General features: G+C 66.5%; 19 protein-coding genes. 10 read left to right on the top strand and 9 right to left on the bottom strand.

What is annotated here, in order from left to right; all coding sequences use genetic code 11:
- Positions 1 to 143: 143 nt before the first annotated feature.
- On the bottom strand, positions 144 to 893 hold the full coding sequence (radC, locus tag IE191_RS12445; protein WP_191324684.1) for a RadC family protein: 750 nt from the start codon (positions 891 to 893) through the stop codon (positions 144 to 146).
- 172 nt (positions 894 to 1,065) lie between these two features.
- Here radC and IE191_RS12440 point away from each other — a divergent pair, with 172 nt between their 5' ends.
- The 8 genes from IE191_RS12440 to IE191_RS12405 all read left to right on the top strand — a co-directional run bounded on the left by IE191_RS12440 (position 1,066) and on the right by IE191_RS12405 (position 7,706).
- Positions 1,066 to 4,227 (top strand): intermembrane phospholipid transport YdbH family protein, encoded by a 3,162-nt coding sequence (locus IE191_RS12440; RefSeq protein ID WP_229815319.1) that lies wholly within the window; start codon positions 1,066 to 1,068, stop codon positions 4,225 to 4,227.
- A gap of 86 nt (positions 4,228 to 4,313) precedes the next feature.
- Positions 4,314 to 4,502 carry a YnbE family lipoprotein gene (locus IE191_RS12435; RefSeq protein WP_229815317.1) on the top strand — a complete coding sequence of 63 codons (189 nt, stop codon included), beginning with the start codon at positions 4,314 to 4,316 and terminating at the stop codon, positions 4,500 to 4,502.
- Between the two features lies 1 nt (position 4,503).
- Positions 4,504 to 4,896, top strand: a complete 393-nt coding sequence (locus IE191_RS12430) for a YdbL family probable chaperone protein (RefSeq protein ID WP_191324682.1) — start codon at positions 4,504 to 4,506, stop codon at positions 4,894 to 4,896.
- A gap of 209 nt (positions 4,897 to 5,105) precedes the next feature.
- Positions 5,106 to 5,423: an AtpZ/AtpI family protein gene (locus tag IE191_RS12425; RefSeq protein ID WP_191324681.1), complete on the top strand. Its 318-nt coding sequence runs from the start codon at positions 5,106 to 5,108 to the stop codon at positions 5,421 to 5,423.
- Between the two features lie 90 nt (positions 5,424 to 5,513).
- Positions 5,514 to 6,296 carry a F0F1 ATP synthase subunit A gene (locus IE191_RS12420; RefSeq protein WP_168554386.1) on the top strand — a complete coding sequence of 261 codons (783 nt, stop codon included), beginning with the start codon at positions 5,514 to 5,516 and terminating at the stop codon, positions 6,294 to 6,296.
- Positions 6,297 to 6,355: 59 nt separating this feature from the next.
- Entirely contained in the window at positions 6,356 to 6,583 is a 228-nt protein-coding gene (locus IE191_RS12415; protein WP_022677864.1) for a F0F1 ATP synthase subunit C, read from the top strand.
- Positions 6,584 to 6,667: 84 nt separating this feature from the next.
- Positions 6,668 to 7,162, top strand: coding sequence for a F0F1 ATP synthase subunit B family protein (locus tag IE191_RS12410; RefSeq protein WP_191324680.1), 495 nt, complete (start codon positions 6,668 to 6,670; stop codon positions 7,160 to 7,162).
- Complete coding sequence (locus tag IE191_RS12405; RefSeq protein WP_191324679.1) at positions 7,155 to 7,706, top strand: F0F1 ATP synthase subunit B family protein; 552 nt, start codon at positions 7,155 to 7,157, stop codon at positions 7,704 to 7,706. The genes IE191_RS12410 and IE191_RS12405 overlap by 8 nt, the downstream gene beginning before the upstream one ends.
- A gap of 162 nt (positions 7,707 to 7,868) precedes the next feature.
- On the opposite strand, the gene IE191_RS12400 is transcribed toward IE191_RS12405, so the two are convergent.
- Genes IE191_RS12400 through IE191_RS12390 form a run of 3 tightly spaced genes read right to left on the bottom strand, consistent with a single transcriptional unit; the run spans position 7,869 to position 11,865 of the window.
- Positions 7,869 to 10,202, bottom strand: coding sequence for a glycoside hydrolase family 3 C-terminal domain-containing protein (locus IE191_RS12400; RefSeq protein WP_191324678.1), 2,334 nt, complete (start codon positions 10,200 to 10,202; stop codon positions 7,869 to 7,871).
- Positions 10,199 to 10,756, bottom strand: coding sequence for an NADPH-dependent FMN reductase (locus tag IE191_RS12395; RefSeq protein WP_191324677.1), 558 nt, complete (start codon positions 10,754 to 10,756; stop codon positions 10,199 to 10,201). Before IE191_RS12395 ends, IE191_RS12400 begins: the two co-directional genes overlap by 4 nt.
- 5 nt (positions 10,757 to 10,761) lie before the next feature.
- Positions 10,762 to 11,865 (bottom strand): LLM class flavin-dependent oxidoreductase, encoded by a 1,104-nt coding sequence (locus tag IE191_RS12390; protein ID WP_191324676.1) that lies wholly within the window; start codon positions 11,863 to 11,865, stop codon positions 10,762 to 10,764.
- A 184-nt stretch (positions 11,866 to 12,049) separates the two neighbouring features.
- Here IE191_RS12390 and IE191_RS12385 point away from each other — a divergent pair, with 184 nt between their 5' ends.
- On the top strand, positions 12,050 to 12,676 hold the full coding sequence (locus IE191_RS12385) for a TetR/AcrR family transcriptional regulator (RefSeq protein WP_191324675.1): 627 nt from the start codon (positions 12,050 to 12,052) through the stop codon (positions 12,674 to 12,676).
- A 14-nt stretch (positions 12,677 to 12,690) separates the two neighbouring features.
- On the opposite strand, the gene IE191_RS12380 is transcribed toward IE191_RS12385, so the two are convergent.
- Genes IE191_RS12380 through IE191_RS12370 form a run of 3 tightly spaced genes read right to left on the bottom strand, consistent with a single transcriptional unit; the run spans position 12,691 to position 14,659 of the window.
- Positions 12,691 to 13,260 carry a nuclear transport factor 2 family protein gene (locus IE191_RS12380; protein WP_229815315.1) on the bottom strand — a complete coding sequence of 190 codons (570 nt, stop codon included), beginning with the start codon at positions 13,258 to 13,260 and terminating at the stop codon, positions 12,691 to 12,693.
- Positions 13,257 to 13,646, bottom strand: coding sequence for a C-glycoside deglycosidase beta subunit domain-containing protein (locus IE191_RS12375; RefSeq protein ID WP_191324674.1), 390 nt, complete (start codon positions 13,644 to 13,646; stop codon positions 13,257 to 13,259). Before IE191_RS12375 ends, IE191_RS12380 begins: the two co-directional genes overlap by 4 nt.
- The gene (locus tag IE191_RS12370) at positions 13,646 to 14,659 is read right to left on the bottom strand and encodes a sugar phosphate isomerase/epimerase family protein (RefSeq protein WP_191324673.1); all 1,014 of its coding nucleotides are present in this window, start codon (positions 14,657 to 14,659) and stop codon (positions 13,646 to 13,648) included. The genes IE191_RS12375 and IE191_RS12370 overlap by 1 nt, the downstream gene beginning before the upstream one ends.
- A gap of 443 nt (positions 14,660 to 15,102) precedes the next feature.
- Between IE191_RS12370 and IE191_RS12365 the strand changes: the two genes are divergently transcribed.
- A complete protein-coding gene (locus IE191_RS12365; RefSeq protein ID WP_191324672.1) occupies positions 15,103 to 17,337 on the top strand; it encodes a TonB-dependent receptor in 2,235 nt (744 codons plus the stop codon).
- Between the two features lie 127 nt (positions 17,338 to 17,464).
- Here IE191_RS12365 and IE191_RS12360 read toward each other — a convergent pair whose 3' ends face one another.
- Both IE191_RS12360 and IE191_RS12355 read right to left on the bottom strand, forming a co-directional pair.
- Entirely contained in the window at positions 17,465 to 19,030 is a 1,566-nt protein-coding gene (locus IE191_RS12360; RefSeq protein WP_191324671.1) for an alpha-N-arabinofuranosidase, read from the bottom strand.
- A 34-nt stretch (positions 19,031 to 19,064) separates the two neighbouring features.
- The gene (locus IE191_RS12355) at positions 19,065 to 19,991 is read right to left on the bottom strand and encodes a Gfo/Idh/MocA family protein (RefSeq protein WP_191324670.1); all 927 of its coding nucleotides are present in this window, start codon (positions 19,989 to 19,991) and stop codon (positions 19,065 to 19,067) included.

Genomic DNA, 19,991 nt, shown 5'->3' with positions numbered 1-19,991 from the left:
AGAATCCTATTCAATCAGCAGCGCAAGCCCATATGCGATTCCCCTGCTCTTCAGAGGAGGGGATGGGGGTGGTGCGAAGCCTTGCGCCGGGTTTCAAGCACCACCCCCCGACCCCCTCCTCTGAAGAGGAGGGAGAGTATCAGCTAAATCAATCCCTTGGCTTTCAGCGACGTATGCCCCTCGCGGCCGATGATCACGTGGTCGTGCACGGTCACGCCGAGCAGGCGCGCGGCTTCCATGATCTTGTGGGTGATCTGGATATCGGCGCGGCTGGGCTGGGTGCTGCCCGAGGGGTGGTTGTGCACCAGGATCAGCGCGGCCGCGCCGATGGCGAGGGCCTTGGCGATGATCTCGCGCGTGTAGATCGCGCTTTCGTCCAGCGTCCCGTCGCTCACGATCTGGTCGAGCAGCAAGCGGTTCTGGGTGTTGAGATAGAGCACGCGCACCCGTTCGTGGTTGAGGTGCGCCATGTCGATGGTGAGATAGTCGATCAGCGCCTGCCAGCTCGACAGCACCGGCATTTCCTGCACTTGCGCACGGGCCAGGCGCCGCGCGGCCACCCCGGCAATGCGCAGTGCGGCGGCGGCGGCTTCCTTGATGCCCGGCACCGCTTGCAGCGCGCGCGGATCGGCGTTGAACACGCCGGGCAGCGAGCCGAAGCGTTGCAACAGCATGCGTGCCAGCGGTTTCACGTCCATGCGCGGGATCACGGTCATCAACAGCGCCTCGATGACCTCGTGATCGGCCAGAGCGTCGTCGCTGCCGTTGAGCAGGCGCCGCCGCAGCCGGGCGCGATGGCCGGACGGATCGTGCGCCGCCTCGCGCACCCGGTCCGGAATCGGGTCTACCGGCTGGGCGGGCCGTTCAGGAAAGAGTCGGGGTTCGTCCGGCATGACCTCTGACGGGCAAGATGGCGGGCACCGGAGCGACCGGCGCGCGTTGGCGGCAAGAATGTTGCAGTGATTTGCATTGCCCAAGCGCGGGCCATGCGCAAGAAGGGGGCGAATGGCGGATAATACCGATTTGGCGAAACCCGACGCATTGCCCCCTTCACGGCGGCCCCTTGTGCGCGGACGTTGGCGTGTGGCGCTCTGGGCCACCGGCACGGCGCTGCTGGTGGCGGGCGGTGGCCTGTGGCTGGCGCGCAACCGCATTGCCGATGGGGTGATCGCCGATGAACTGGCGAGCCTGGGCCTGCCGGCGCGCTATACCATCGTTTCGATCGGGCCGGGCCGCGAAGTGCTGGCCAACGTGGTGGTGGGCGATCCGCGCCGGCCCGACCTGGTGATTGACCGCGCCGAACTCAGCCTGGCCTGGAGCCTGACCGGCCCGCGCATCGGCCAGATCACGCTGGTGCGCCCGCGTCTCTACGGTACGCTGCACAACGGACACGCCAGCTTCGGCGCGCTGGACAAGGTGATCTATGCCCGCCCCGCGAGCAAGACGCCGTTCCGCCTGCCCGAGTGGCGCCTGTCGATCGTCGACGGGCGCGGGCTGATCGATGCCGACCAGGGCCGCGTGGCGTTCAAGGCCGATGGCGCGGGGGCGCTGCGCGATGGCTTTGCCGGAACGCTCGCGGTAGTGGCGCCGCGCCTGGCGCTGGGCACTTGCACCACCGGCCGCGCCACGGCCTTTGGCGAAGTGACGATCCGCGGCGAGCAGCCGCGCTTCGTCGGCCCGGTGCGGGTGGCCAATCTCGCCTGCGCGGCTTCGGGGCTGCTGGTGCGCGGCGCGGATCTCGATCTGGAAGCCCAGGCCGACCGCGATCTTGCCGGGCTGACCGTCAAGGGCCGCGTGCGCTCCAGCGCGTTCCGCGCCGGCACGGTTTCGGGCGAGACGCTGGGGCTGGATACTGCACTGGCGTGGCGTGACGGGGCCTTGTCGGGCCGCATGGCCGCCACCGCCGGCGGGGTCCGCTCCGCGCAGGGCGCCATCGGCCTGCTCGGGCTCGATGGCCTGGTCAAGGCGCGGCTGGCGGGCGGACCGGGCGGGGCGCCCGATGCCGAGTTTCGCGGCACGGTGGATGCGCGCGGCTTGCGGCGTGGGCCATTGCTCGACCAGGCGCTCGCCTCTGCCGAACAGGCCGTGGCCGGCACGCTCGCCGCGCCGATGGTGGCGCAAGTGCGCCGCCGCCTGCGCGAGGAAGAGCGTGGCAGCCGCTTTGCCGCCGATCTTACCGTCCGCCACACGCACGATGGCGCGTGGGACGTGGTCGTGCCGCAAGGCGCGCTGCGCGGAGGCAGTGGCGAGGCGCTGCTTTCGCTGGGCAAAGTGCGCGTTTCCGGCAGTGGCAGCACCACCCCGCGCTTCGCCGGCAATTTCGCCACGGGGGGCAAGGGACTGCCGCGCATCGATGGCACGATGGAGCGCCAGGGGCGCGGCGGCGCGCAGTTCCATCTCGCCATGGCCGATTATGCAGTCGGTGGCGGCCGCCTTGCCGTGCCCGAACTGGTGGTCGTGCAGATGGCGGACGGGGCGCTGGGCTTTTCGGGCGAAACGCGGCTTTCTGGTGCCATTCCCGGCGGGCGGGTGGAGAACCTGCGTCTTCCGGTCAGCGGGGCCTATGGCCGGCACGGAGCGTTGGCGCTGTGGCGGCGGTGCATCCAGCCCGCGTTCGATTCGCTCGAACTGGGGCAGATGGCGCTCGATGGCCAGGCGCTGACCATCTGCCCGGTCGATGGGCAGGCCATCGTTTCGGCCGGAAGTGGGCCTTTGCGCGTGGCGCTGGGCACGTCGGCGCTGCGCATGTCCGGGCGCCTGGGCGAAACGCCGTTGCGGCTGGAGACCGGCGCGGTCGGCCTGGCCTGGCCGGGCACGCTGACCGCACGGGGCGTGCAAGTCGCGCTGGGGCCAGAGGCGACCGCCACGCGCCTGACCCTGGCCGATCTGACAGCCAAGCTCGGGCGCGATTTCACCGGCACGTTCGCCGGCGTGGAAGCGCGCATGGCCGCCGTGCCGCTCGACATTACCGGCGCGACCGGCACCTGGCGCTATGCCGATGGCCGGCTGGCCCTGACCGATACCAGTTTCGACCTGACTGACCGCGCCAGCCCGGCCCGCTTTGAAAAGCTTGTCGCGCGCGATGCCGGGTTGACGCTGGCCGATGGCCGAATCGCGGCCCAGGCCCTGCTGCGCGAGGCAAAGAGCAACCGCCCGGTCGCCACGGTCAGCGTCAGCCACGATCTCGCGCGGGCCAGCGGCCATGCCGATCTGGTGGTGGACAAGCTGACGTTCGACAAGGATTTTCAGCCTGCGCAGCTCACCAGCCTGGCGCTGGGCCTGATTGCCAATGCCAATGGCGCGATCGCCGGCAAGGGGCGGATCGACTGGCAGGGCGACAAGGTCACGTCTTCGGGCCGGTTCGGCAGCCAGGGCCTTGATTTCGCCGCCGCCTTCGGCCCGGTGAAGGGGCTGTCCGGCACGCTGGACTTTACCGACCTGCTGGCGATGGAAACCGCCCCGCACCAGATCCTGAAAGTGGCCTCGATCAACCCCGGCGTCGAAGTGACCGACGGAACGGTGGACGTGCAATTGAAGCGCGACCAGGTCGTGCAGGTCAATGGCGCGCAATGGCCGTTCATGGGCGGGCGCCTCTCGCTCGAACCCACCACCTTGCGCTTTGCCTTGGCGGAAAACCGCAATTTCACGCTGGTGATCGATGGGCTCGACGCCGCGCAGTTCGTATCGCGGATGGAAATGGCCAACATTTCGGCCACGGGCGTGTTCGACGGGCGCCTGCCGGTGGTGTTCGATGCCAATGGCGGCCACATCGTGGGGGGTACGCTCGCCTCGCGCGGCGGGGGGAATGTCTCCTATGTCGGCGCGCTGACCTATAAAGACCTGTCGTTCATGGCGAATTATGCATTCCAGGCGCTGCGTTCGCTCAACTACAAGCACATGACCATCGCCCTGCGCGGCGATATTGCGGGTGATTTCGTCACCCAGGTGCAGTTCGGCGGCGTCAGCCAGGGGGCAGGGGCGAGCCGCAACTTCTTCACCCGCCAGATCGAAGGTCTGCCGATCCAGTTCAACCTCAACGTGCGGGCGCCGTTCTACAGCCTGCTGGGCACCTACAAGTCGATGTACGATCCCTCGGTGGTGGCCGATCCACGCACCGTCGGGCTGCTCGATGCCAAGGGCCGCGTGGTGCCTCGCCCCCCGGCCACTGTGCCCACCACGCCGGGCCAGCCCGCCATTCAGCCTTCAGCAAGTGGAACCATGCCATGAGCCGCTTAACGCATTGCCCTCTCTTGACCGTGCACACCGGCACTGCAACGATTGCCGGCAGCAAGGGCCGAAAGAGGGGGGCAGACGTGAGGCGCAGGGTGTTGGCCGCAGGCATGCTGGCGGGGGCCGCCGCCGCGCTTTCGGGATGCATTTCGGTCAAGGCGCCGGACAAGCCGATCGTCATCGAGTTGAATATCAACATCAAGCAGGAAGTCGTCTATCGCCTGGCCGGGGATGCCAGCCAGACGATCGACAAGAACAAGGACATCTTCTGAGATGGCACGCACGACTGCTTTTTCCGCGCTTATCGCCGCCGCCGTGGCCCTGCCGCTGGTGGCTGCTCCCGTGGCAGCGCTGGCGCAGCGCGATCCGGCCTATGCCGCCGCGCGCGCGGCCGGGCAGGTGGGCGAAAAGATGGATGGCTACCTCGGCTATGTCACGCCGCCCAACCCGGCATTGAAAGCCGTGGTGGACGATATCAACCTCAAGCGGCGCGCGGTCTATTCCGAAAAGGCGCAGGCCCAGAAGGCCACGGTGGAGGAATATGCGTTCACCTCGGGCTGCCTGCTGATCGCGCAGACGCAGCCGGGCGAGAAGTACCAGGCGCCCAACGGCACCTGGCAGACCCGCACCAGCGCCCCGCCGCAGCGCGATTCGCGCTGCCTGTAAAAAGGCTTTGTCGGCAGGGGCTTGAACCCTGCCTGTCGCAGGATTGACGCAAACGTATGCGCGCAACTGTGGCAAGTTCAGCGCACGGCGGTTGACTCGGGAAAACCCCCCGCCTAAGGGGCAGGCGCCCTCGGCGGGATGCCGTCGCGCGTGACATGCCCCGAAAACGGAGCGGACAGGTCTTGTCCGATGCGCTAGCGGAGCATGGCATGAGTGACGAACAGACCGACGCAGAGCCTATCGGTGAGGATGCACGCCTTTCCAGCCTGAACGCGCGGCTCGATGCCGCCCGCCAGAAGGAAGCGGCGCGCAAGCCGACGCCAGACCAGGAAAAGTCCGACGCGAACTATCGCATGGGCAACCGGGTTCTGGCCGAACTCATCGGCGGGCTTGCGGGCGGCGCGTTCATCGGCTGGGTCATCGACCAGTTTGCCGGAACGCGACCATGGGGGCTTCTGGTGATGCTGTTTGTGGGGATGGGCGTGGCCTTCCGCAATATCATCAGGATCTCGAACGGGCGTTCCTGATCGGGTCTTGCATCCGGTGGGTTTCCGGCCAGGACATTGGCCGGAGCAGGGGGCGCCTTGGTATTTTTGCGCGTAACGGGGACAAGCACTGTGGCCGAAGGTAAGGTCGATCCGGTACACCAGTTCACGATCGAGCCGCTGTTTGGCACCGATCATTGGTCCATCGCCGGGCACAACATTGCTTTCACCAACTCGGCGTTGTGGATGGTCATCACCACTCTGGTGCTGATCGTGTTCGTCGGTGGCGGCGCCAAGAAGGCGCAAGTGCCGGGCCGCTGGCAGATGGCGGTCGAAGGCCTCACCGGCTTTGTCGACACCCTGCTGCAATCCAACATCGGCGATGCGGGTCGCAAGTACCTGCCTTACGTGTTCTCGCTGTTCACGTTCATCCTGTTCGCCAACCTGCTCGGCCTGCTGCCGCTGGCGCTGGTGGGCATCCATCCGTTTACCGCCACCAGCCACTTCACGGTGACTGGCGTGCTGGCGATCATGAGCTTTGCGATCGTGCTGATCGTGGGCTTTGCCAAGCACGGCTTCCACTTCTTCTCGCTGTTCGTGCCGCATGGCACGCCGGCGGTGATGGTGCCGGTGATCTTCCCGATCGAGCTGATCTCGTTCCTGGTGCGTCCCTTCTCGCTTGGCCTGCGTCTGTTCGTGGCCATGATGGCGGGTCACGTGCTGCTCGAAGTGCTCTCGGGCTTCGTCATCTCGGGCACGAATGCTGGCGTCGGCACCTTCTTCCTGGCGGGTGTGCCCAGCTTCCTGCTGATGATCGGCATCTGCGCCCTGGAACTGCTGGTTGCCGGCATCCAGGCCTACGTGTTTGCCCTGCTTACCTGCGTCTATCTCAACGACGCGGAAAACCTTCACTGACCGTCACCACCACCTGATACCGATTCACACCGGTTTACGACAAAGAGGGAGTTTTTATCATGGACGCACAGAGCGCAAAGCTTCTCGGCGCTGGTCTCGCTGCCATCGGCGCCGGTCTGGCCTCGCTGGGCGTGGGCAATGTCTTCGCCAAGTTCCTCGAAGGCGCGCTGCGCAACCCCGGCGCTGCCGACGGCCAGCAGGGCCGCCTGTTCATCGGCTTCGCCGCCGCCGAACTTCTGGGCCTGCTCTCGTTCGTCGTCGCGATGATCCTGATCTTCGTTGCCTGAGGCAGCGAAGCGGACCGACTTGACTTCCGGCCGGGGTGATCCCCGGCCGGCCAGAACGACAAACAGGAAGCGCGGACCAACGCGATGCCCCAGATAGCCCAACTCGCCGCCACGTATGACAGCCAGATCTTCTGGCTGCTGGTGTGCTTTGGCCTGGTCTTCTTCGTCATCGGCCGGGGCATGCTCCCGGGCGTGGTGTCGACCATCGACCAGCGCAACAAGCAGATCGCCGACGATCTTGGCGCGGCGGAAGCCGCCCGGGCCGCCGCCGACGCCGAAGAACAGGCCTGGCGCATTGCCGAAGGCAAGCAGCGCGCCCAGGCGCATGACCTGATCGCCGCCGCCAAGGCCGACGCTGCCCGCACCACGCAGGCCGCGCTCGATGCCGCCGCTGCGCGGATCGAGGAAACCACTGCCGCTGCCGAGGCGCGCATTGCCGCCGCCCGCGCCGCTGCGCAGGGGGAAGTGCAAGACGTGGCCGCCCAGGCCGCGCAGGATATCGTCAGCCGCCTGGCGGGTCTTTCGGTTTCGGCCGATGAGGCACGCGGTGCGGTGCAGGGAGTGATCGCCCATGGCTAACGTGTCGGAAACGACGGCAACCGTCGAACAGCACGCCGGTGGCCACGAGGCGGCCGAACCCACCATTCACGGCATTGGCGCTGGCGCGATCGTCGCGGCTGCCATGTTCGTCTTCCTGCTGATCCTGGTGTGGAAGAAGGTGCCCGGCGCGATCACCAAGGGTCTCGACAACCAGATCGCTGCGATCCGCCGCGAGCTGGACGATGCCAAGGCGCTGCGCGCCGAAGCCGAAGCCCTGCGTGCCGAATATGCCACCCGCATCGCCAATGCGGAAAAGGACGCGGCCGCCATGCTTGAGCATGCCCGCACCGAATCCGCCGCGATCGTGGCCAAGGCTGAAGCGGACACGCGCGAGATCATCGCCCGTCGCGAAAAGATGGCAGCCGACAAGATCGCTGCCGCCGAACGCGCTGCGGTCGACGATCTGCGGGCGACGGCCGCTGCCGCTGCCGCCACTGCCGCCGGCCAGATCATCGCTGCCCGCCATGGCGCCGATGCCGACCGCGCCCTGGTGGACAGCGCGATTGCCGGGCTGACCCACTAAGTCATCCGGCTTCGCCACCAACCGATCAAGGCCCCGCCCGGGAACCGGACGGGGCCTTTTTCGTGCGCGTGAGAGGCCTCAGGCCAAGCCGGCACAAGCAAAAGGCCCGGAAAACCCATCGGGCTTTCCGGGCCTTTGCCTGTGCCAGACCGGCCGAGCGCGTCAGCGCGGCAGTTCCAGCGCGAACGCGGCATCCTCGGCATCGCGCCCCAGCACCAGCGGTACCGGGCCGGTGCCGGCCACGCTGCGCAGGATATAGGGACTGGGCGCGATCTGCGCCGTCGCCGTCTCGCCGGCGGGCAAGTGCAGCTTGGCAAAGCCGACCAGGGCAAAGGGGCTCTGCGCCAGATAGGCCTGGACCACTTCGCTGCCGGGGCGGGTGCCGGTGTTGGTCACGTCCACCAGAACCTGCCCACCTTCCACGCGGGCATTGGCGAGGGCGAAGCGGGTGTAGCCTTGCCCGGCGCCGAGCGGGAACAGCGCCTTGGTGCCCCTGGCCTTCATCCCACGATAGCCCACCAGCACGCCTTCGGCATAGGCCAGGTTGCCTTCAGCATCGGGGGTGAGGTCGAACGCGGGATAATCCGCTTCCTGCGCGGCCAGGGTCATCGGCAAGCGGCCACCGGGCTCGCGCCGGCCGCTCAGCACGTCAACCAGCGCCTTGCCGAAGTTCTGCCCCGGATACCATGCCACCAGCAGCGCAGCGGCATCCCGGGCAAAGCCGGCATCGAACGCATGGCCGACATTGACGACGATCGCGGTGCGCGGATTGGCGGCGCGTACTGCCTCTGCCAGCCGCAACTGTGCAGGATCGAGGCGGGTGTCGGCGCGGTCCTTGCTTTCCACGCTGGCATCAGCGGTTTCGCCCAGCATCAGCACCACGGCATCGGCCTGGCGCGCGGCCTCGACCGCGCGGGCCAGCATGGCATCGGGCGTATCGGGCGCACGCACGCCATACCACAGGCCCTGGACGCGGGCCGGGGCATAGCGCAGTTCCACGTCCACCAGCACGCGCTGCCCGGCATGCAGGGTGACGATGCCTTCATCGGCGTCGCCGGCCTTGAGCACGCCCATGATGTCGGACGCCGGCGGCTGCACATCGCGGCGCACCACCTCTTGCCCGTCAACCTTGAGCACCACCGGCCCGGTCGCGCCGGCATAGAAGCGATGCGGGCCATCGGCCTGCGCGGTGAACCAGCCACTGGCACGCACCGCGCCCACTTCGTTGAAGCGGCCCTGCTCGTGCACGCCGTGGAACCACACCAGCGAATTGGTCGCCCGCGTCTCGCGCGAGAGCGGTTCGGTCGCCAGATCGTGCCCGGCAAAGTATTCCACGGTCAGGCCCGTCGCACAGCCATCGCCCAGGTCCATGGCCGGGGTGACCGGCATGGACGGCAGGCGCGGCTGGGGATCGACGCCCGGTTCGTGGACGATCGCCAGTTGCCCGCCAAGCGCGGCCTCGATCGCCTGTAGCGGAGTGAGCGCCTCGGGCGTCACGGCAATGCGCGCGAATGTGCCGCCCTGATAGCAGGGCGCGGTGGCATTGGGGCCGATCACCGCCAGCGTGCGCAACGTGGGCGCCAGCGGCAACAGGCCATCGTTGCGCAGCAGGACAAAGCCGGCCGCCGCGCCTGCGGTGAGCAGTTCCTCGGCATCGAGCGTGGCGGGGGTCTTGGCGCCGCCGAACCGCTGGTTGAAGCGGATCACCCGCGCTGCGGCATCCTGCACGCGCTCGGCCGTGGTTTCACCCTGCGCCACGGCGGTTTCCGCCTTGGCCCCCAGGAAGCGGGCTGGCCCCGGCATTTCCAGATCGAGCCCGGCGTTGAGCGTGGCGGCGGTGGAATGCGTGGCGAAGAAATCGCTCATCAGCACGCCCCCATAGGCCCATTCGTTGCGCACGATCGCCAGCGGTCCGGCTGCTTCGGCACACCAGGCGCCGTTGATGCGGTTGTAGGCGGTCATGATCCCGCCGCAGCCCGCCGCGCAGGCCATCTCGAACGGCAGCAGATAGACCTGGCGCAGCGTCGCCTCGTCGATCACCGCGTTCATCGTGTCGCGCTGGGTCTCGCTGTCGTTGCAGACGAAGTGCTTGGCCACGGCCGCCGTGCCGGTCGCCTGGATGCCGCGCACCCATGCCGCGCCGCACAGCCCGGTCAGCAGCGGGTCTTCGGAATAGTATTCGAACGCCCGCCCGGCGAGCGGGCTGCGGGCCATGTTGACGTTGGGCGCGAGCAAGGCATCGACGCCCATGGCAATGGCATCGTTGCCCACCAGCGCGCCCATCTGCGCCACGAGATCGAGATCCCAACTGGCGCCCTGGGCCACCGGGGCCGGGGTGAGCACCGAGACATCGCGTTCGTCCACGCGGCCGCTGGCCACGCCCATTGGCCCATCGGCCAGCATCAGGCTGCGGGCGTTCTGTTCGGGGACGGCGCCGGTGGTCCACATCGTTGCCCCGGCGGTGAGGCGGCCGGCGTCGGTCAGAGAGAGGGTCATGCGGCACCTTTGGCAAATTGCATGATCTGGCGCGCCTGCATGGCCACGGCACCGGCAATCTCGGCGTCGGCCACAGTACCATCGGGGCCGAACGGCTTTTGCGCCACGGTGTTGACGGCAATGCCGAGCGGGGTTGGCCAGCCCCGCATGGCGTGGGTGATGCCGCGCAAGGCCGCGAGCGTCACGCCGGTGGCCTGCCACCCGGCTGCGCTCACCACCAGCCCGACCGGGCGCCCGTCGAAATAGGGCCGCGCATCGCGGGCCAGGTCTTCGAGCAGGTCGATCGCGTTCTTGACCAGGCCGGACACGCCGCCGTGATAGCCGGGCGATCCGATCACCACGGCATCGGCCGTGCGCACCGCTTCGACCAGGGCGCGCTCGCCCTCGGTACGCTCAGGGCTTTCCGGATTGAAATGGGGCAGGGCCTTCAAGGCGCTGCCTCCGAACATCTGCGTCTGGGCGCCCATGCTCGCGCAGGCCGCCAGCACCGCCGCCACCAGGCGTTCGGTGCTGGAGCCATCGCGCAGGGTTCCGCCGATCCCCACGATTTTCATGATCCTCAGGCTCCCTTGAGCGCGGGAATGACCTTGCGGCCCATCAGGTCGAGCGTCTGGTTGCCCAGGCGCAGTCGTTCTTCGGTCAGCGGGCCGGTGGTGGTGCCGCACAGCACGTTGCCGATGCCAAGTTCGGCATAAGGCTTGAGATGCTCGATCACCGTTTCGGGCGAGCCATGGAGGCACCAGGTGCCGATCCAGTCCTCGGTCAGGGCATTGGGCGTGCGATCGGTCTTGGTGTTGGCTTCGTCGCTTTCGGCGCGGGCGTTGAATTCGGCCTCCCGCTCGATCGCGTCCTGGTAGGAGCGCAGGATGGTCATCATCTCGTCGCGGGCCTGCTCGTCGGTTTCGGCGACATGCACGAGCTGGTAGGTGTGCGTGGTCCACGACAGCGCATCGCGGATCACCGCCTCGCTGTGGCCCGCTTCGAGCAGCAGGCCCTTGTAGATGTCGAAGTACTTTTTCACATGCGTGAACGGTTCGGTGCCACCGATCTTCGGCGGCGTGAACGCGGGGATGAACGCGGGCCAGCCATGCTTGGCGGCGCGGCGCGCGCTGCTTTCCTTCATCGCCACCGGCATCAGGCGGGCATGCTGCTCGCCATAGCTGGACGGGGTGATGCGCTGGAGCACGCGCCCCTGGTATGGCCCATTGTCGATGGTGACCGCCGGATCATCCATGCGCTTGGCCCACAGTTCCTCGGCCAGGGCGAGGTTGCGTTCGGCCAGCGTGCCGGCATCCTTGTAGTTGACGTTGAAGCCGATCATTTCCTCGGGCGTGGTGCCCGATCCCACGCCGACCAGCAGCTTGCCCTTGGTCAGGTGGTCCAGCACGTTGACCCGCTCGGTAAAGCGCACGGGGTGGTGCAGCGGCACCGACACCACCGAAAACCCGAAGTGCATGTCGGGCAGGCGCGCGGCGAGGTAGCCGGCCAGGATGAAGCTGTCGCTGGCCACCGGCATGTAGCCGTTGAAGTGGTGGTCGGGCATGAACACCGCCTCAAAGCCTTGGGCCGCGGCGTGCTCGGCATGGCCGATGAGATCAGTGATCAGGCGGCCATCTTCGGCCGGGCTCATCGAACGGGCATTCAGGAAAACGGAAAAGCGCATGATCTCTCCCCAGGATTGGTCCACGCGCGGCGGCAACATGCCCTCAAACCGGCTTGCCCCTTGATCCGCGCTGCGATACCATTTCGAATTAGAACTGTAATTATAATTTGTCCAGTGGGATTCTGCGCTTGGCGTCGGTTGGGAAGGGATGGCGATGATCGAGGCAGCACGCGCAACATCAACAATGCGGGAGCCCCGCCAGGAGCGCAGCAAGGCCTCGCACGAGCGGATGCTGGTCGCGGCCGAGGAGATTCTGGCGACTGGCGATCTGGATGCCCTGACGCTGGCCGCAGTGAGCCGGCGCGGCAAAGTCTCGATCGGCTCGATCTATTGCCGGTTCGATGGCAAGGACGCGCTGCTTCACGCCGTGCAATTGCGCGTGCTGGACCGCGTCGATGCGCGCATGCTGGCGCAGATCGCCATCGCGCGCGAGGAAGCTCGTAGCCTTGGCGCGATCGTGCCGTCGCTGGTGGAGTTAATGGCCGAAACCCTGCGGGCCTATTCGGCCTGGCTGCGCCCACTGATGCAGCGCGCCACCTTCGATCCGGTCGTCGCGCGGACGGGCAAGGCGTCCTATGCCGCCACCGCCGCCGCCGTTCGGGCTGCGTTGCTGGTCCACCGGGCCGAAATCCGCCAGCCCGATCCGGCGCGTGCGGTCGATTCGGCCTATCGCATTCTCTATGCCGCCATTGCCCGCTATCTTGGCTTCGGGTCCGCCACGGAGGCTGCCTGGGAAGGCGATTGGCTCGTGCTCAAGCAGGATCTGTCGCGCATGATCGCGGCGTTTCTGGCAACGCCGGCCACGCCATAGGCTTTGGCCGCGGTTCAGAACATGGGGTGGGAATTGGCCGATTGTGCCGGAATAGGCTGAATCACGTCCCAATGCTCCGCGATCTTGCCGTCTTTCAGCCGATAGAAATCGGCCACGGCAGCGCCGCGCGCGGCGGGATCGGGCTTCACGAACAGGTGGACCGCAGCCAGATCGCCATCGACCACGATATGCCGGATTTCAAAGCTGTGGCCAGGATCGGCAAACATCGTGGCGAGGCCTGCCACCGCCGCTTCGCGCCCATCGGCCAGGCCCGGATTGTGCTGGATGTAATCGGGCGCGACATAGGCATCGAACGCGGCGCGAACCTGACGCAGCGTATAGAACTGGTGGGCAAAGGCGGTAATGATCGCACGATTGCGTGCGGTCAGCGCTGCGTGATCCTTTGCCGTGGTGGTGGCGTGGGTTGTTTGCACTGCCCTGGCTTGGGACGCGACGGGCTGGGCAAAGGCCAGGGTGCCCATGATCATGGCCAGGGCCGGTCTAGCGATGGGATTCATGTCTGCTCTCCACGCCGTGTCGCGCGCGCCGGGGCGGCTGGTCGGCCCCGGCGCGCGCGCTGTCATGCTGCCTTGACGGTCTTTTCGTCGGTGTTGAAGGCGGGGAAGGGCAGGTAGGATACCCGCAGCTTCTGCCGCAGCGCCAGCTTGTGTTCCCCCGCCGGCAAGCCACCGGGATGGTTGACAATGATCGTCGCCGGCGTCCCGAACGCCCAACGGCGATCATAGGCCGTTTCCATCGCATCGAGCGAGATTGGCCCCAGGCCTTCGTCGAACAGCACTGCCTCGCGCGGCAGTTCGGTGCCATCGAGCGTCACGGCCAGTTCCTCGATCATCGAGAGGACCAGGCCCCGGTAATAGCCGAGCTTGGCTTCGAAGGCGAAGCCGGTGGGTGCGTCGGCCGGGCCGACATTGCGCACGCTCGCGCCATCGATCAGGTACTTGTCGAACATCACACGGTCTCCTTGGCGCCGAACTTGGCCTCGGCCTGGCTGATCAGGCGCTCGAACATCACGTGCTGGCGGCGCACTTGTTCGCGGCTGTCCACCTCGTGCACGTCCTGGATCCAGCGGTTGCCCTCGTATTCGCTCGACAGGGTGCCTTCCCAGCCGCACTTGACCAGTTCCGGGATCACTTCGTCGTAGGCGATCGAGGGATCGGTGCAGTCCTCGTCCATTTCATAGAACTTGGCCTGGATATGGCGGAAATAGGGGGCATAGTCGCCGATCCGCTTGGGGTTGGCATAGGGCGCGTGGCGCAGGCTTTCGGCCATGGCCACTTCGGCCTTGTTGCCGCCCATCTTCACGGCCACTTCATAGATGGTGTATTCGGCCATGATCTTGTCCTCATGGCTGTCCACGATGAACTGGGTCACTTCGGGCCGCGCGCCCTGGCGCTCGAACCGGGCGCGGAACGCGGGCGGATAGTGCTTCATGAAAATGCCCATGTCGGGCAGGATGCCCAGGTGGCGCGTGTTCAGGCGATCGGCCTCGTCGATCGTGCGCAGGATCCAGGCATGTTCGAGATGCCACGGAGCGTGGACTTCCACGCCCAGATGCACGTCGTACTGCTCGGCAAAGGGCACGCAGCGGGCCAGGATATCCGGGCGCACGAACACCAGCACGCGCATGTTGCGAATGCCCAAGCGGCTGGCCAGCTTGATATCGCGCACGATGCTTTCGACCTGCTCGTCATCGCTCATCAGGCTGTCCTTGCGCAGCTTGGTGTCGAGGAACATGTCATAGCAGGTGAAATGCGCGCCATGGCGGGCCAGCATGTCCTGCCAGCGGGCCACGTCCGCATCGCTCAAGTGCGGGAACTCGGGCATGTTCTGTTCGGGCAGGATCTCGATGCCCTTGGCGCCGATCGAGGCGCCGAAGGCTATGCAATCCTCCACGGTCATGCGGCCCAGGAACAGCTCTTCCTGGAAGGAATAGAGGCTTACGCCCCGGTGAATCTTGGACATGGCTTGCTTGGCTCCTTCAGGAACGGCGGGTGGCGGGAAGGGCAGGTGGCCGGCGCGGCACACCGGAGAAAGGGATCGGGCGGGGTGAGGCTGGTCCCTGTGTCGCACCGACGCGCCAGCCGCACCGGGCGGCAACGGCAATCGGCCCGGCGATAGACCTCGGCACGAACCAGGTGGCGATCACGGCTCTCCCCAAGCGAAACGCTTTCTCATAAATTAGAACTAGAGTTATTATTTGATATGCGGTATCGCTGGTGACGCCGATGCTGTCAAGGCGTGTGTGAGATTCGAATTATAGCACTGATAAAAAATGGAAAAATCCGTTTAAATTATCGCTGCTAAATTGAGTTGACCATCCGTCTCCGGCGGCATAATCAGAACAGGCATTTTGATTCATAAGTGGCGAATCACGGTGTTCGCCGCGCATATGGGGAGGACGTCGGATGAACCGCTTCGTTGCGGCACTGTTGATCGGTGCCAGCATGCCCGCCATCGCCACGGTGGCCCACGCCCAGGATAATGCCGCGCCACAGGTTGGCGCTGCCGAAGGCGCCGGCAATGGCCCGGGCCTGGCCGAAATCGTGGTGACCGCCAACCGCGCCGAAAGCTCCGCGCAGAAGACCGCCGTGGCGCTGACCGTCTATACCGGCGCCGATCTTGCCCAGAAGGGCATTGCCAACGTGCAATCGCTGGCCACCATGGACCCCAGCGTCAACGTCACCAGCAGCACCGGTTCGGCCTATGTCGCGGTGCGCGGCATCGCCTCGACCGACGTCACCGAAATTGGCGATCCCTCGGTGCCGATCGCGCGCGACGGGTTCTACACCAACCGCTCGTTCTCGATCGGCACGTCGATGTACGACATCGCCCGCATCGAAGTGCTCAAGGGGCCGCAGGGCACGCTCAACGGGCGCAATTCCACCGGCGGCCTGATCTCGCTGATCACCAACCGGCCCAGCGATACCGCCGGCGCCTATGGCTCGTTCGAAGTGGGCAACTACCGCGCGCTCAATGTGGAAGCGGGCGGCAACGTGCCGCTGACCGATACGCTCGCGGTGCGCTTCTCGGGCATTCATCGCCAGCACGACGGCTATCGCCACCTCACCGGCATCAACATCGACGGTGACGATGAAAACACCTCGTCGGGCCGCGTGCAGGTGCAGTGGAAGCCGGTCAGCAACGTCAAGCTCTGGGCTTCGTACCAGCACGATGACATCAACAATGTCGGCGACGTGGCGATGGTTTCCGCGCTGGGCACCCGTCCGGATTTCGGCGATGCGAAAAGCTTCCCCAACCAGGCGCTCACTTCCAACCGGATCAAGGGCGATCGGGTGCGCTGGGAAGGCACTGTCAACGATATCCTCGGCGATCTTTCGCTGACCTATGCCGGCGGCTGGGACAAGCAGAGCTGGGCGCACAAGCTCGACGCCACCGGTCCGGCCTATCCGGCGATCCGCAACTTCAACCAGAGTGAAGCGCCGACCACCTGGAACCATGAAGTGCGCCTGTCCAACGGGCAGAACAACCCGTTGTTCTTCCAGGTCGGGTTCTTCCACTTCCAGGAAACCAACACGATCAATTCGGGGATTTTGAACCTGGCGATGACCGGCGACTATGCGCCGGGCGGTCCGCTCTCGTTCCTCGATTTCTCCAACGTCTACGGCATCCACTTCGACTACCACGTCAAGACCAAGTCCGACGCGGTGTTCGGCCAGGTGGCCTACAAGCTGAATGACCAGTGGAAGCTGACGGTCGGTGGCCGCTACACGCGCGACGAGAAGGTGCGCACCGGTGGCGCCACGCTCAACTATCCCGCGCTGGCATTCCCGGAATGGGGCTTCGTCTTCCCGTTCACCACCGGTTACACGGACGGCGCCGGGCGGATGACCAAGTCGCAACCCACCTGGCACCTGGGGCTGGACTACAATCCGGCGGCCAATTCGCTGATCTATGCCAAGTATGATCGCGGCTACAAGTCGGGCGGGTTCAACTCCAACGGGTCGGCGGCTTCCATCCCCTATGGCCCGGAAACGCTGGATGCCTTTGAACTCGGCACCAAGAACCGCTTCCTCAACAATCGCCTGCAACTCAATGCCGACGTCTTCTATTCCAACTATCGCGGCTATCAGGCTTCGCAGACGGCAGGCGTGCTCAATGGCTCGGCCGGCACGTTCAACGTCGGTTCGGCCAAGATCTATGGTGCCGAACTGCAAGCCGTGGCGCTGTTCGGCGAAGGCGGGCGGATCGACCTCAATGCCGCGTGGCTGCACACCCGGTTTGGCGACAACATCACCGTTACCGACGGCGGCGGCACTGATCGACAGATCGGCGGCCACCAGTTGCCCAACGCGCCCAAGCTTTCGGTCTCGGGCGGCATCGAATACGCGATCCCGGCCTTTGGCGGCACGCTGACCCCGCGCGCCGATGCCAAGTACAGCTCTTCGTTCTACTATTCGGTGTTCAACACGGCCGACACCCAGTCGCGGCCCTATCTGACCGGCAACCTGTCGTTGCAGTTCGCGCCGCAAGGTGCGCAGTGGAACATCCAGGCCTTCGTGCGCAACGTGACCGACAAGGTCGTGCTCGCCAACGCGGCGCAGAACTTCAATTCCAACACCAACACCTATCAGTTCCAGCCGCCGCGCACCTATGGCGTGCGCTTCGGCTTCAAGATCTGATGGAGGCATGAAAAAAGGCCGGTCCGGGGCAAGCCGGACTGGCCTTGGTTGAAAGCCCGACCCGAAAGTCTTTCGGGTCGGGCTTTGGAGCGGGGCCGGGACAGCGGCCCCACGCCAGCGTGAGCGATCAGCGCAAGTCGAGCACCACCACCGACTTGGGCGGCAGCGTGACATTGAGCACGCCGTTCTGGATCGTGGCGGCGTTGAACGGTGCCGGGCGGACGGCATCGGGCGCGGCGAACGTGTTGTGGGCGTCCATCGCGGCAGCAGTCAGCACCTGGCCGCTGGCGCTGGTGGCGGCAAGGCCGGCCAGCTTGACCGTGACGGTATTGGCCTGGTTGGGATCGCGGTTCGACAGCGCGACGTGGACGGCCCCGGCCTTGTCCCGCACCGCCGAGCCACTGACGGCCGGCATCGTGAACTCGTCCTTGGCATACCACGGCGTGACGATGTCGATCGGCAGCACGGTGGCATCCTGCCACGGGCGGTACATCATGAACACGTGATAGGTGGGCGTCAGCACCATCTTGCGGCCCTCGGTCAGCACCATGGCCTGCAACACGTTGACCATCTGGGCGATCGCCGAAAGACGCACGCGGTCGGCATGGCGGGCAAAGATGTCCAGCGTGGTGGAGGCGACCAGCGCATCGCGCAGCGAGTTCTGCTGGCGCAGGAAGCCGGGATGGCTGCCGGGGTCCTGGGCATACCAGGTGCCCCATTCGTCCACCGCCAGGAACACGCGCTTGGCTGGGTCATACTTGTCCATGACGGCGCTGTGCCGCGTGATCAGCTCGTCCATGCGGCGCGCACCGGCCAGGGTTTCGGCCCAGCTATGTTCGTCAAAGCCCACGGCCGGCACGCGGGGCGGCCAGCCGCCACCCGGCACGGTGTAATAGTGCAGCGACAGCCCGTCGAGCTGGTCGCCAGCCAGGCGCATGATCGTGTCGGTCCAGGTATAGTCCCCGGCATTGGCGCCCGAGGCGATCTTGAGCACGCGGGTGCCTTCCGGCGCCTTGATGAACGTGCCGAAGCGGCGCGTCTCGTCGGCGGCATATTCGGGGCGCATGTTGCCACCGCAACCCCACAGCTCGTTGCCGATGCCCAGCAGTGGCAGGGCCCAGGGTTCCTTGTGGCCGTTACGGGCGCGCTCGTCGGCCAGGCTGCCGGCGGGGGAGGTGATGTATTCGACCCATTCGGCCATCTCGCGCGCGGTGCCGTTGCCCACGTTGCCGGAGATGTAGGCCTGCGCGCCCACCTGGCGCAGCAGTTCGAAGTATTCGTGGGTGCCCACTGCGTTGGGTTCGGTCACGCCGCCCCAGTTGGTGTTGATCTTCACCGGGCGCTTGCCTTGCGGGCCGATGCCTTCGCGCCAGTGATATTCATCGGCAAAGCAGCCGCCGGGCCAGCGGATCACCGGCACTTTCAACTCGCGCAGCGCGGCAACCACGTCGTTGCGGAAGCCGTTGGTGTTGGGGATCGACTTGTCGTTGCCTACCCACAGGCCGCCATAGATGCCGTTGCCCAGGTGCTCGGCAAACTGGGTGAAGATGCGCGCGTCATAGGTCGGCCCGGGGGTGTCGGCATGCAGCGTCGCGGTGGTCGGCGTGCCACCGGTATCGGCCAGCGCCGGGGTGGCGAGCGCGGTTGCGGCCAGCAGCAGGCTTGCTGCGGCGGTGCGGAGGGACGTGATCATGGTCTTGGTCGTCTCCCGAAACGGGGGTGCAGGATCAGTCGAAGAAAGCGTCGGTCGTGCGGCGGGTGCCGCGCAGGAAAGCATCGGCCACCAGCGTCAGCGGGCGAGCGTCCGCATCGCTCTGCCCCTGCGCGATCAGTTCGGCAAAGCGGGCGTAGAGGCCGGGATATTCCTCGTCGGCGTTGCGCAGCGTTTCGCCCGGCAAGGCCAGCACGGCGCCGCCCTGGCTCAGTTGCAGCGTGCCGCCATCGGTTTCCACCGCGATGTCCCAGCTTTGCGGGCCGGTCTGGCGCCAATCGAGGTCCATGTGGATCGGGGTGCCGCGCGCATCGCGGAAATGAAGATCGGCGGCGATCGGCGCGGCGCGGTTTTCCGGCACGTCCAGCACGGCCTCGGTCAGAAAGAACGGGTCGGGCAGGATATGGGTGATGATCGAAAGCGCGTTGATGCCCGGATCGAACACGCCCAGGCCGCCGGGCTGCCAGATCCAGTCCTGGCCGGGATGCCACACGCGCACGTCCTCGCGCCAGATCACGTTCACGCCGGTGATGCGCCGGCCGGCCAGCCAGGCCTTGGCCGGGGCAACCCCGGCGGCATGGCGCGAATGCCATGAGGCAAACAGCGTCACCCCGCGCGCGCCGGCCTGCGCGGCCAAGGCATCGACTTCGGCCACGGTGGCGCCCGGCGGCTTTTCCAGGAACACGTGCAGCCCCTTGTCGAGCGCCAGCCTGGCCAGGTCATAGCGCACTTGCGGCGGGGTGCAGAGCGCCACGGCGTCCACATCGGGCCCGTGGTCGAGCAGGTCTTGCAGAGTGCGGAAATGCGGCACGCCGTCCACCGTGCTGTCGCTGCGGCTGACCGTGGCGGCCAGGGTGAAGGCGGGGTTGCCGGCAATCGCGGGCAAGTGCTGGTCGTGGGCGATCTTGCCCATGCCGACCACGGCGACGCGGATCGGGGCCAT

This window comes from Novosphingobium pokkalii (genome assembly GCF_014652855.1).
In the GTDB taxonomy this organism is placed as follows: domain Bacteria; phylum Pseudomonadota; class Alphaproteobacteria; order Sphingomonadales; family Sphingomonadaceae; genus Novosphingobium; species Novosphingobium pokkalii.
Note: the sequence above shows the minus strand (reverse complement) of the source record. Positions and strands in the feature narration are given on the sequence as shown.

What these genes read in the sequence shown, in the direction of transcription:
- radC (WP_191324684.1), bottom strand. Translation starts at nt 893, where the DNA reads ATGCCGGACGAACCCCGACTCTTTCCTGAACGGCCCGCCCAGCCGGTA.
- IE191_RS12430 (WP_191324682.1), top strand. Translation starts at nt 4,504, where the DNA reads ATGGCACGCACGACTGCTTTTTCCGCGCTTATCGCCGCCGCCGTGGCC.
- IE191_RS12425 (WP_191324681.1), top strand. Translation starts at nt 5,106, where the DNA reads ATGAGTGACGAACAGACCGACGCAGAGCCTATCGGTGAGGATGCACGC.
- IE191_RS12415 (WP_022677864.1), top strand. Translation starts at nt 6,356, where the DNA reads ATGGACGCACAGAGCGCAAAGCTTCTCGGCGCTGGTCTCGCTGCCATC.
- IE191_RS12410 (WP_191324680.1), top strand. Translation starts at nt 6,668, where the DNA reads ATGCCCCAGATAGCCCAACTCGCCGCCACGTATGACAGCCAGATCTTC.
- IE191_RS12405 (WP_191324679.1), top strand. Translation starts at nt 7,155, where the DNA reads ATGGCTAACGTGTCGGAAACGACGGCAACCGTCGAACAGCACGCCGGT.
- IE191_RS12400 (WP_191324678.1), bottom strand. Translation starts at nt 10,202, where the DNA reads ATGACCCTCTCTCTGACCGACGCCGGCCGCCTCACCGCCGGGGCAACG.
- IE191_RS12395 (WP_191324677.1), bottom strand. Translation starts at nt 10,756, where the DNA reads ATGAAAATCGTGGGGATCGGCGGAACCCTGCGCGATGGCTCCAGCACC.
- IE191_RS12390 (WP_191324676.1), bottom strand. Translation starts at nt 11,865, where the DNA reads ATGCGCTTTTCCGTTTTCCTGAATGCCCGTTCGATGAGCCCGGCCGAA.
- IE191_RS12385 (WP_191324675.1), top strand. Translation starts at nt 12,050, where the DNA reads ATGCGGGAGCCCCGCCAGGAGCGCAGCAAGGCCTCGCACGAGCGGATG.
- IE191_RS12380 (WP_229815315.1), bottom strand. Translation starts at nt 13,260, where the DNA reads ATGACAGCGCGCGCGCCGGGGCCGACCAGCCGCCCCGGCGCGCGCGAC.
- IE191_RS12375 (WP_191324674.1), bottom strand. Translation starts at nt 13,646, where the DNA reads ATGTTCGACAAGTACCTGATCGATGGCGCGAGCGTGCGCAATGTCGGC.
- IE191_RS12370 (WP_191324673.1), bottom strand. Translation starts at nt 14,659, where the DNA reads ATGTCCAAGATTCACCGGGGCGTAAGCCTCTATTCCTTCCAGGAAGAG.
- IE191_RS12365 (WP_191324672.1), top strand. Translation starts at nt 15,103, where the DNA reads ATGAACCGCTTCGTTGCGGCACTGTTGATCGGTGCCAGCATGCCCGCC.
- IE191_RS12360 (WP_191324671.1), bottom strand. Translation starts at nt 19,030, where the DNA reads ATGATCACGTCCCTCCGCACCGCCGCAGCAAGCCTGCTGCTGGCCGCA.
- IE191_RS12355 (WP_191324670.1), bottom strand. Translation starts at nt 19,991, where the DNA reads ATGGCCCCGATCCGCGTCGCCGTGGTCGGCATGGGCAAGATCGCCCAC.